The organism is Virgibacillus senegalensis (assembly GCF_000821245.2).
Lineage (GTDB): Bacteria > Bacillota > Bacilli > Bacillales > Amphibacillaceae > Sediminibacillus > Sediminibacillus senegalensis.
Map to the genome: position 1 here is coordinate 1398613 of NZ_LN611425.1, position 11545 is coordinate 1410157.

General features: G+C 43.2%; 9 protein-coding genes, 1 rRNA gene and 2 pseudogenes. 5 read left to right on the forward strand and 7 right to left on the reverse strand.

What is annotated here, in order from left to right; genetic code table 11:
* Positions 1–24 precede the first annotated feature (24 nt).
* From BN1067_RS17865 to BN1067_RS17880, 4 genes are all read right to left on the reverse strand, one after another.
* Entirely contained in the window at positions 25–1296 is a 1272-nt protein-coding gene (locus BN1067_RS17865) for an ammonium transporter (protein WP_053220159.1), read from the reverse strand.
* A 332-nt stretch (positions 1297–1628) separates the two neighbouring features.
* On the reverse strand, positions 1629–2243 hold the full coding sequence (locus tag BN1067_RS17870; RefSeq protein WP_053220160.1) for a PH domain-containing protein: 615 nt from the start codon (positions 2241–2243) through the stop codon (positions 1629–1631).
* Positions 2244–2269: 26 nt separating this feature from the next.
* Positions 2270–2524, reverse strand: a complete 255-nt coding sequence (locus tag BN1067_RS17875) for a hypothetical protein (protein ID WP_053220161.1) — start codon at positions 2522–2524, stop codon at positions 2270–2272.
* An 81-nt stretch (positions 2525–2605) separates the two neighbouring features.
* Entirely contained in the window at positions 2606–2818 is a 213-nt protein-coding gene (locus BN1067_RS17880; RefSeq protein ID WP_053220162.1) for a CDGSH iron-sulfur domain-containing protein, read from the reverse strand.
* Positions 2819–3092: 274 nt separating this feature from the next.
* On the opposite strand from BN1067_RS17880, the gene BN1067_RS17885 reads away from it, so the two are divergent.
* Positions 3093–5939 carry a PBP1A family penicillin-binding protein gene (locus BN1067_RS17885; RefSeq protein ID WP_110943559.1) on the forward strand — a complete coding sequence of 949 codons (2847 nt, stop codon included), beginning with the start codon at positions 3093–3095 and terminating at the stop codon, positions 5937–5939.
* Between the two features lie 105 nt (positions 5940–6044).
* On the opposite strand, the gene BN1067_RS17890 is transcribed toward BN1067_RS17885, so the two are convergent.
* Complete coding sequence (locus BN1067_RS17890) at positions 6045–6656, reverse strand: YpjP family protein (protein ID WP_053220163.1); 612 nt, start codon at positions 6654–6656, stop codon at positions 6045–6047.
* Positions 6657–6857: 201 nt separating this feature from the next.
* Here BN1067_RS17890 and BN1067_RS17895 point away from each other — a divergent pair.
* The 4 genes and pseudogenes from BN1067_RS17895 to BN1067_RS17915 form a co-directional block, all read left to right on the forward strand.
* Positions 6858–7433, forward strand: a pseudogene (locus BN1067_RS17895) (peptide-methionine (S)-S-oxide reductase); the annotation flags it as partial.
* Between the two features lie 442 nt (positions 7434–7875).
* On the forward strand, positions 7876–8805 hold the full coding sequence (locus tag BN1067_RS17905) for a Rossmann-fold NAD(P)-binding domain-containing protein (protein WP_053220164.1): 930 nt from the start codon (positions 7876–7878) through the stop codon (positions 8803–8805).
* A gap of 202 nt (positions 8806–9007) precedes the next feature.
* The gene (locus BN1067_RS17910; protein WP_053220165.1) at positions 9008–9493 is read left to right on the forward strand and encodes a DUF2243 domain-containing protein; all 486 of its coding nucleotides are present in this window, start codon (positions 9008–9010) and stop codon (positions 9491–9493) included.
* Between the two features lie 3 nt (positions 9494–9496).
* Positions 9497–10297 carry a cytochrome c oxidase assembly protein gene (locus BN1067_RS17915; protein ID WP_053220166.1) on the forward strand — a complete coding sequence of 267 codons (801 nt, stop codon included), beginning with the start codon at positions 9497–9499 and terminating at the stop codon, positions 10295–10297.
* 235 nt (positions 10298–10532) lie between these two features.
* Here the strand turns inward: BN1067_RS17915 and BN1067_RS20745 are convergent.
* Positions 10533–10817: pseudogene (locus tag BN1067_RS20745) on the reverse strand (transposase); the annotation flags it as partial.
* Positions 10818–11106: 289 nt separating this feature from the next.
* A 5S ribosomal RNA gene (gene rrf / locus BN1067_RS17925) occupies positions 11107–11222 on the reverse strand.
* Positions 11223–11545: the final 323 nt, after the last annotated feature.

Here is an 11545-nt window from a genome sequence, read left to right on the forward strand (position 1 = left end):
TGAATTCACCCTTTTAGACAATGTTTATGCACCGGTTGCTTCCCTGTTTTTCACGGACTGCGGCAAATTTTCCGGGTAGCCGTAGCTACCATGCTCACTCAAGTCAAGTCCGACAATCTCCTCTTCTTCCGAAACGCGGAGACCGCCCATAACTTTACCCATGATTTTCAAGATAATAAAGGCAACCACAAAAGCGTATAGTCCGCTCGTGACAACACCCATGATTTGGACACCCAGTTGTTCAAAACCGCCACCGTAGAACAAACCCGGACGACCAACACTTGCCAATTCCGGCGTCGCGAATAGCCCGTTGGATAACGTTCCCCATACACCAACCGTCCCATGGACAGACAGTGCGAAGATTGGATCGTCGATTTTCGCTTTATCAAAAAATTTCATGCTCAAGAAGACAATTAATCCGCCAATAAATCCGATTACAACGGCAGCCCAAGGCTCTACGAATGCACATGATGCCGTGATAGCGACCAAACCTGCGAGTGCACCATTCAAGGTGGTTGGTACATCCGCTTTTCCGGTGACCGCCCACACAATAAGCATGGCACCAATTGCGCCGGCACCTGCAGCCAATTGCGTATTCAGCGCTACATAGCCGAAGAATGCGTCTGCTACTTCCAGTGTACTACCTGCGTTGAATCCAAACCAGCCAATCCAGAGAATCAATACTCCTAAAGCAGTGTACACCTGATTATGTCCAGCAATTTCATTCGAAGAACCATTTTTGTTAAATTTGCCAATCCTCGGTTTTAGAATGATGGTCGCGGCCAAAGCTGCCATTGCACCAGTCAAATGGACCACTGTTGAGCCGGCAAAATCCTGCTTACCATGACCAGCGAGCCAGCCGCCTCCCCAAATCCAGTGGGCAACCACAGGGTAAATCAGCGCTGAGAACAGAACAGCAAATAGGACATAAGCAGATAATTTCGCTCTTTCAGCAAATCCCCCAAAAGCAATTGTCATGGCTATGCAAGCAAATGCCATTTGAAAGAAAAAGTCGGTTGATCCAGCTAACCCCTCTCCCATAGTGTTTGGATCACCGAAGAAGAAATCGCCAAATCCGATTAACGTTCCCTCACTTCCATAGATGAATCCCCATCCGACAGCCCAGAATACCAACGAGGTGATTCCGACAGTGAATACTGTCTTTCCTGCAATATGACCGGCGTTCTTCATCCGGGTCGAACCTGCCTCCAGCAAGATAAATCCTCCAAGCATTAAAAACACGAGTACTCCACTAAGTACGATCCACACATTATTCATTAAAAAAATTGGATCCATAAGTTCTCCTCCCCTTTTATGTGATGTCTGTTAACATTAAATGTTAAGTATAAACTTATCAGGTTCAAAATTTTCAGGCAATGACGTTGTTAGATAATCTGACAGACTTTTTCGGGAAAAGGGATTCCACTTAATTAGGATTAAACCAATTTCATAAGGAATGTTATATAGATAATCGTTTCTTATGCAAGTAAGCTCCAGGTATTCTGGAATCGTATAGAAGGCAAGAGTGTAGAGAAACCAGACAAATGTCCGAAAGAGAAATCAGAAGTTCTTACATAAAAAAAGGGCTGCACATAAGCCTTTCACGACTTATTGTACAGCCCCTATGTTCATTGATTGATAAATAGCTCAAATATTTCCCCGTAATCTTTTCTTGTGTACAACTGCTTTTGGTTTTTCAACCAGTCGAATGCGGCTTGATTAATAGCAAGGAATTCTTCCGATATACGAGTCTCACTGCTTCTGCTTTGGTTAAGTGTATTGGAGGCTAACTCAAGACTTTGTTTTGCATAATCCAGATACAGTTGATTGTCCTCCGTAATTTCTTCCATCTTTAGCAGCGTCTTATATAAGTCCTTGATTTCGGTAATGAATTTTTTATGTACGTCGATTGAAAATGCTGTGTTGCCAAGTGTGAACTTGATTTCTACGTCTAAATCAATCGTTCCTGCAGTTTCCAACGCAACATTTGATACATCTTTTGCATAGTAACTATGCCTGTACAAGGTCTTCTTCCTACTTGTTGCACTTGTACCATCCAAATGAATCAAGGCTTTGTTGGTAAAACAATACTCATCCGATTTCGATTTGATTAGAAAATAAATCTTTTCACCATCTTCATGCATGACGTAATCGTCAGCGTCTGTCTTATCATAGTCCTCCGGTGGGATCACACTGCCGATGTCACTAAGTCCAAGCGCGTCTGATGCTACTTTTTTAAACATATTGCATACCTCCCTTGCTAACAGTTTTATTGTGAATCAACAATGAAATACATTAGTACACCAAAACTAACCAGGATCAATAAAAAACCAATAATTACCACGCTGGTGAGTATCCAACCGATTACTTTTCTGTCTGTTTGAATCCAATAAATTCCAAGTGTCAGCAAACTAAAGATAAATCCGAGGATTCCCCATAAAACCGGATTTTTGCCCTGCTTCGGTGCATCCACTACTAAATAGATGGTAACCGCTACGGATATAATTAAACCGATTCCCTCCATTGTATCCTCCCTTCTGATACTAGAAGCATATCTTTGTTCATTCTGCTATGCCTTCTGTTGGCCCATACCTTGTTAACTGTTTCAATCCTCTACTCGTGTTTTGCTTTCAAAACCTATCTTTTTATGGGTTCCATCGCAGAAAGGCTTGTTGCTCGATGCCCCGCACCGGCACAAAGAAAACGCAGGCTTTGTGTCATAAACGTTGCCCTCTGCATCCAACAATTCCACTTCCCCTTTTACTAGGATGGAACCATTGTCCCTTACCTGAATGATTGTTTTTTTATTTTCGCTCATGTTCATTCCCCCTCCCCTCAAATTGTACCGATTACCGGATAGGCTGTCTACTCTTTGCCCGTCTTCTCAATAGTATATTCACTCCTATAAAGTAGATTCCAAAATCAAAAGAAAACATGACCAAATCCAGTCGAGTATCTGGAAAAATCTAAAAGTTCCATTGCTGGCTAATTCGGGTATACAACCAACAGACTTTATTTTAAGTACGTTCAACGAACACATATTATCGAGAAATCATTGCTGTGTTCGGTTTAATGAAAGTGAGGAAATAAACATGGCTGAACAGAATTCCCGGATGGAAAAAAGGAAAAAGAAACCGTTGTGGAGGAAATTACTTTTTCTGATTTTTTTATTAGGGTTAACCGGCCTTCTTACAGGAGCTGGTGTGTTTGCATATTATGCAAATCAGTCGCCCCCTTTAAACGAAAAGGACCTGCAAGATCCGGCGGCATCCCAAATTCTTGATAAAGACGGAAACGTCGTGGCAGCAATAGGAGATCAAAAGAGAGAACAAGTGAACTATAAAGACATCCCAAGTTTAGTAGAAGACGCCGTTCTGGCAACGGAGGATGCCCGTTTTTATGAGCATTCAGGAGTGGATCCGTTAAGGCTCGGCGGAGCTGTAATGGCTAACGTGACGCAGGGTTTTGGTTCTGAAGGGGCAAGTACGCTTACCCAGCAAGTCGTCAAACGTTCCTTTTTATCATCAGAAAAGACGTTGAAACGGAAGGCACAAGAAGCGTGGTTGGCCATGAAGTTAGAAAAAGAATACAGCAAACAAGAGATATTCGAAATGTATGTAAACAAAATCTATTATTCCGATAACATCTATGGCATCGCGACAGCGGCTGATTACTATTTCGGGAAAGACTTGGATGAACTTTCCCTGCCACAAGCCGCACTACTTGCCGGGATGCCACAAAGCCCGAACGGCTACAACCCTTATGATGATCCTGAACGCGCCGAGGAAAGGCGGAATATTGTTCTCGCACTTATGGAAGAACATGATAAAATTTCCCATGAAGAACGCGTGAAAGCAGAAAAAGTTCCGATTACGGAAGGATTGGTCGAACGTTCTGATGACGAACGTACCTACTTGTCAGATTCGAAAGGAAATGAAGCTTTTATCGATGTCGTGATTAGTGAGGTAGAAGCGATCGGTGATTATAATATTTACGAGGACGGCCTGAAAATCCATACCACGCTTGATCCTGATGCCCAATCAGCAGTAGAAGACATGCTGAATAATAAGGACGCGATTGACTATCCAGAAGACAAGGACGGCCAGCCATTTCAAGCCGGGCTTACCCTGCTTGATACGAATAATGGCGCAATTCGAGCCATCGGAGGCGGACGCAACTACGGTAAGGAAACAAAACGTGCCTTTAATTTCGCGACCGATACGAACAGGCAGCCAGGCTCGGTTATCAAACCGATCCTTGCCTATGGTCCCGCAATTGAATATAAAAAATGGTCCACCGCTCACGTAGTCGAAGATGAGGAATTCGAGTACGAAAATGGTGAGGAACCACAAAATTGGGATGGGGAATTCAAAGGCGAAATCACCATTCGTGAAGCGCTGTGGGATTCACGAAATATCCCCGCAATCAAAACTTTTAACGAAGCTGGACACGATAACGCCGCAAAATTTGCCGAAAAGCTGGGATTAAATCTGGAAACGCCATTAATGGAAAGTGCTGCGATTGGCGGAATATCAAAAGGAACGAATCCTATGCAAATAGCAGGTGCCTACGCTGCATTCGGCAATGGCGGTTCTTATAACAAGCCATATACCGTCACAAAAATAGAGGAAAGAGATGGAGATACACTGGAAACGGAACACAAAAGTCACCAGGCAATGGAAGATTATACTTCCTATATGATTACGGATATGTTGAAAGACGTCATTAAAAAACAGGTAGCGACCGGATACCAAGCGAATATTTCCGGATTACCAGTAGCGGGGAAAACAGGAACCACCAATTATACAGAAGACACAATCGAAAAATACAATATTCCAAAAGATAGTTCGCCTGATTCCTGGTTTGCCGGCTATACGACCGATTATACTGCGGCTATATGGACGGGATATCAAGACAGGAGCCATCCGTTAACCGGGAATGAAAAAGATATAGCCAAAAAGATGTTCAAGCATCTCATGGAGGAAGTATCCGAAGGAAAAGAAACAGAAGATTTCACAAAGCCGGATAGTGTCATAGAAAAAGAAATTGAAGAAGGAACGAATCCACCAAAACTGGCCAGCAGCTTTACGCCTGACGATAAAGTCTCGACAGAACTGTTTGTAAAAGGAGAAGAACCATCGGAAGAATCAGAAGAATTCATACCTGACTTGCCTGCTCCGACCGGGCTGTCCGCTTATTACGATCCGGACAAAAATAACGTACGATTAAGCTGGGACTATAATCAGGACGACGAGGATGAACGAGAAATAAGCTATAAAGTGGCCGTTTCTGAAGAAGGCGGTACACCTGATTCAGAAACAGAAACCAGTAACACGGAGATAGATATTCCTTCTATTGAAGCTGGAAAATCCTATACCTTTACTGTAAGGGCAGTATCTGAAGACGAGGAAAGCGATCCTGCATCCATTGTAGTCAATACAAACGAGGAACAAGGCGACGATTCCAGTGACGAAGACAACCAAAGTAACTCGAAAAAGGAAGAGACTAGTAATAATGATGCTGATAAAGAAAATCAGAATAACGATTCGTCATCCGATGAAAATGAAGAAAATGACAATAACGAGGCAGAAAACGAAACAGATACAAACCAGTCTGACCAAGAAGAAAATGGTGACACTTCCGGAGAAGATAACGGCAGTCAGGAATCAGATAATGAGGAAGAAAGCGATGACCAGCAAGAGAATGACGATTCTTCCGAAGAAGACACGGGAGAAGAGGAAACAAGCGATGAAGGGGACAACGAAGAAGAATCACAAAATGATGATCAAAACTCCGATGAATCCAGTGATTCAGACGAAACCAGTGACGGGAATAGCGATGATGACTCAGTGTCTCCAGAGGATGACAGTCAAGGAGATACCGATCAAGACCAAGAAGCGGATGGCTCCTCTGATTCAGACAATCCAGATGAATCCTAACAGCCTTACTTCTGATCAAGAATCAGATAACATATTCTAAAACTCAAACCGATAGAAGAGAAAGGCAGGGGCTGTTTAGCCCCTGCCTTTCTCTTCTTACAATATTTATGCCATCCATTTTGGTGGCGTATTTTTATCCCAATAAATCTCGCCGATTGTATGGTGTCCTTCAAATCCGTCCTCTTCCAAATGATAATGAAAATTAAACCAATATCCTTCCCCAGGACGGTTATCCCGTCTAACATGAAATTTAGCTACATCCTGATCAGCTTGTACATCGTGAATATTAAAAATACGTTCCCCATATCCACTGGCAGGTTGTTCTGTTATGACAAAGTAAGGAATCTTTTCATCACCGGCTTCTGTTAATATCTCGCCGATCACTTCTTGAAGAACTGGCAGAATATTGCTTTTAAACTCATCTTCCACCCTAGGATAAATGCGCGGACCAAGCTTTGCAACCGTACGCTCGGCGGCTTCATCCGTTAAGGCAGCAATTAACTGGTCACTGTCCTTTTCCTCACCTAACCGTGTATCGGTATCCTCTTCCCCGCCCAAAGGAACAAGCGTGGCAGAAGCATGACTATCCGAATCAGATTTTGAGAGAACTTCATCTTTTTCTGCTGCACTCGTATCCAAATAATTCGGCGGGATGTACATTCCCAACGTCATGAAAGTAATTAAAATGACGGATATTTTCTTCAACCAGAGTTTCATAAAAATATCTCCCTTTATGTACTACTTTCAGTTTATCACTTTATTCTGAAAAGTCTACCGTACTTTTTGACTAACTGATGGACATCGACCAATCAAAACCGTATGATGGGGAAAACAGATTTCAGGAGGTTTAACATGGTAACAGAGGATAAAAATCAATTGAAAACAATCACACTGGGAATGGGATGATTCTGGGGTACAGAAGCCCGGTTCGGGCATTTACCAGGTGTAGTAAGGACTCGCACAGGTTATGCTGGAGGATCGACAGCAGCACCTACTTATAAAACCATTGGTGATCATACAGAAACGATTCAAATCGATTACCGTCCATCACGCTTACCACTGCAAGTACTTCTCGAACATTTTTGGAGGAGTCATCATCCGAATCGTAAAAGCTACAAAGGCAGTCAATATTTATCTCTATTGTTGTTTCATGATACAGACCAGCTGGCAGTCATCCAAGAGGTCAAAAACCAAACGAAAAATGAGTTGTCAGAAGAGATACAGACAGAAATTTCCCCTTTTGATGGCTTCACGCTGGCTGAAGAACGTCATCAAAAGTATTTTTTAAAACGTTATCCGGACGCTGTCAGGCGCCTGCAGGAATTGTATCCTTCCTTCGACTCCTTTAACAACGCCACCCTGGCGGCCCGCCTGAATTCCTTTGTGAAGGGCTGCGTGAAAATGGCGGACTTGCTATCGGAAATCAGGGAGTGGCAAATTCCTGAAGCTGAACAAGAAAAGCTGGTGGCGATAGTAAAGGGTATCAGATGGTGATAAGGGAAAGTTATAAGGTAACTTATATTCGGCTGCCGCAAGTATTGCTAGTTTTGAAAGATAAAATCAAAAGCATTCATCCAAGACGACTAAAGGATGAATGCTTTTATCTTTGTGCTGAATCTAATCTGACTTTTTTTGTTTCCGGAAGTACTCGGACACTTGAATCACGCGAACATTGCGTGGATGCAGTTCATGATATATCCCCCTTCTGTCCCGGAAGGAAACATAGTCTTCCCGTTCACTTTGAATCCGTTCCTCTGCGTCCTCTTGAGAGTCCGCGAAAATGAACCGGCGGATGTAATGTTCCTGATCGAAGAAATACGTTACCTTAAATTCTTATACTCCGATCCTCTCCTTCACATTTTCTTCTACCTTAACAAATGAGCCAGTGTGATATACAGTAAGAAGCAGAAGACTACTATTATAACCGGAGGTACAAATGAAGAAATCAGTCCAGCCAACCGTGGCTTTGACAGACCCCTACAGTATATCAACAAAACGTATCCTTGCCATTCTGGATAAACAATATAAAATCATACGATTATCAAGTAAAAAGAAGCCCAACGGACAAGTTAAAAATATTCCCTGGTACGAGTACAATCTTTTTGATCCCACTTCAATCGAAACCGGTTTAGCAGATGTGGATATAGCCGTATTTTTTTATCCGGTTGAATTTCCGGAAGCACGCTTATCCCAAGCTTCCTTGCCAAACATGGCTGCCCTTACGGCTGATAGTTTTGCCCGTGCAGCCAGAAAGACAGGCATTAAGAAAATCATCTATATCAAGCCAGACGTCCGGAGTTCTACATTCGCAGCCAGTCTTACGGAAGTGGAAAAAGCGCTCGCCGCCTCGACTATTCCAATAAAAACCATCACCATTCCATGGACCCGTTCTGAAATGGAAAAAAGGGTTTCCGTTTCTACTGGTGGAGTGCGATCCATTCAACGTGTCCTACTGCCTCCCACAAAGGATGCAAAATGGGCAGCACGTTATTACTTCGATTGGCTCGGACAAGCAGGACGACCGCTGTTCAGAACAGAATCAACCGGAAGTATTTGTAAGGTGTACACCCGTTTTCTAAAAAGCCCACTCCTCGTCCTACAACTATCGAAAAAGAGTGACGGCTGGCGTACCATTTATCGGATTACAGGAGGAATTCTTGCCAAGGTCAATGATAAACAGAGCAAAATGGAGTTCTGTACACTTCCAGAAAGCAATCATTGCCTGGTCTCGATTCATGATTATCACCCATCTCTTCCCTGGTTTTTCTATAAAAATAGTCAGGCAATCATCCATTTGCTTGTTATGCATCTATTCGGAAAACATCTTGAACGGAAACAGAAAGAATCGGCTCCTTTTCTTTTATAAAGGAGTCTTCTTTCCATAAGAATGGAACTTCACCCCTGAAAATGCTCTTCTTTTTTGAATAACGGGCCTTTTCCCTTTCTTGCTGTTTTAGCAACTGGATCTCCTGGGTAGTATGTTAATACTTTAAAATTCTGATCAAGATGTTTTCACCCTGTTGTTATAAGCCAAACTTTAGCTACAGGAAAAAGAAGGGAGAAGTTTTATGCTTAACGCAAAAAAAGCAGATTATCCAATTGCTGCCAGATACGCTGCACGGAACCTGTGGTCAGGGTTTTTGTTTGGTTTGGGACTAATTGCTTTTATTGATGAAACAGTTTTTCACCAGCTGCTTCATTGGCATCACTTTTACGATAAAGGCACAACAAAATTAGGACTGGTATCGGATGGTTTTTTCCACGCTTTCAGCTGGTTCGCTACAATTGGCGGTTTGTTCCTGATGGCAGATTTACGCAGGCGTAATGCATGGTATCCTTTACGATGGTGGGGAGGCATCCTGACGGGTGCCGGTATCTTTCAGCTATATGACGGGATTATCCAGCATAAGCTGTTCCAATTACATCAAATTCGGTACACTGTAAACCTTCTCCCCTATGATTTGACCTGGAATATCACTGCTTTGGTTATGGTACTGGTCGGAATGCTACTGCTCTTCCGCACCCGTCCGATAAAAATAAAGGAGAATGGATGAGCGATGGATTCCCTACATCATAATTTACCATGGCTGGCACAATTAGTTCTGCTGCTCCCCTTTGTAACGGGCTGTGTCCTCTATTTAATCGCCATAAAATTTTCCGCTAAAAGAGAGCGGCTATGGCCGCTCTCCCGAACACTTTTCTGGATTTCAGGCTGTATTTTAGCAGCTCTTGCTGTTTTTGGCCCACTGGCAATACTTGCTCATCACAACTTTTTCTATCATATGCTCGGTCATATACTTTTAGGCATGCTGGCACCTCTGTTGATGGTATTGGGTGCCCCTGTGACGCTTTTATTACGGGCATTGCCTGCAGAAAGCGCCCGTCGTATTTCGCGGTTGTTGAAAAGCCGACCTGTTCAATTTTTAGGTAACCCGGCAGTTGCTTCTTTCTTAAATATAGGTGGTCTTTGGGTTTTATATGTCACCCCTCTTTATGGTGCCATGCACCATGTACCACTGCTTCATATACTCATCCATTTACATATATTCATTGCTGGATATGTATTTACATCGTCGATAATTTATATCGACCCGACACCACACCGGTCAAGTTTCCGTTACCGTACCATTATCCTGTTGTTGGCTTTAGCAGGGCATTCCATCTTGGCAAAATATTTGTATGCCCATCCACCGCTACATGCTTCTGTATCCCAGGCTGAAGCAGGCAGTATGCTGATGTACTACACAGGTGACTTCATCGATGCCATCCTGATTTTTCTTCTGTGTCAGCATTGGTATAAATCCGCCCGGCCCCGCGTTCAAAAACTAAATAAACAGGAAGCCCAGTTCCACTTATAAGTTTACTCTCTTGTTTCAACGGTTCTCTGTCAAATGTAGTGGTGCGATTTTTCATCCACCCTCTCTTTATCGAAAGGCTCATTCTAAAAACAGCTATTTTGCTCAGACCGCAGAGGAAATAAACTCGCTTTCCGCGGACTTACGCCCGAACCTCCTCGCAAAGTCCGCTGTGGGGTCTCGGCCGCCCGTTTTTCCGCAGGAGTCTCGCTTATTTCCTCTGCTACGCTATTTCGCTCTACAGAGCTTTTTTAACCGCTTGTTGCCATAAAATTTTATGCTTTAATCGTTCAACGTCTTTGATTCTAAAGGAATCTCGTTTTAAAACCTTTATCGTATTGTTTATTCCCTTGATATACCCATTATGAAATGGTTACATGAATGACTGTAAAATCTCTTGTTTCCAACGCATGAACGTTTTTCTTACACGGCGAAATGCCTCTATGTTTGAAGCACGCATCCATTTCAAACATTCTTCCAGCCCTTTTCCGGCTGTCTTCTCATCACTTGTCTTAAACCATTGTTTTCTCTTTACAGAACGGGCACTTTTGTTGCCAATGTCTTGTGTAAAGCTCTACTCTTAAGGCGCTTCCTTCTTCCTCTATATTCGATACATCTACTTGTTTATCTTTAATCCCCAGTCAAAGAGAGAGGGAATGAGTGTATTTTTTTTTGCACACTGCAGGAACACCCATCACATCAGGGGACACCACCACATTCAGTATAGAGCCTATTTTTACAAAACAATAGGAAACACGAAACGAAAAAACACCCTTGAACGAGTGGTTCTCATTCAAGGGTGTTTCAGTTTTGCCTGGCGGCGTCCTACTCTCGCAGGGGCAAAGCCCCAACTACCATGGGCGCTGGAGAGCTTAACTTCTGTGTTCGGCATGGGAACAGGTGTGACCTCTCCGCTATTGCCACCAGACCTGCAGGATGCAGGTCGTTCTGTGTTGTTCACAGGACGTGAACGGTCTTAACAGAACTTCCTTTAGGTGCTTTTAAGAAAGATGTACCTTCAAAACTAGATAAGAGGGAAGACATTCAATGAACATTGACACGTTTTTTTAATCCAGCTCTGCGGGCTAGATGCTCGCGTCATAAGTCATTCCCCTACAAGCCCATAAATGCAGGGCTTTTCGATGACTGGCTTATGCGTGTCGCATCTGACCAAGCCCGCGACGCTTTTTGTTTTAATCCAGCTCCGACTCCCAGGTCCTCGCTGTATAAGCAATTCCTCTACAAGGCTGA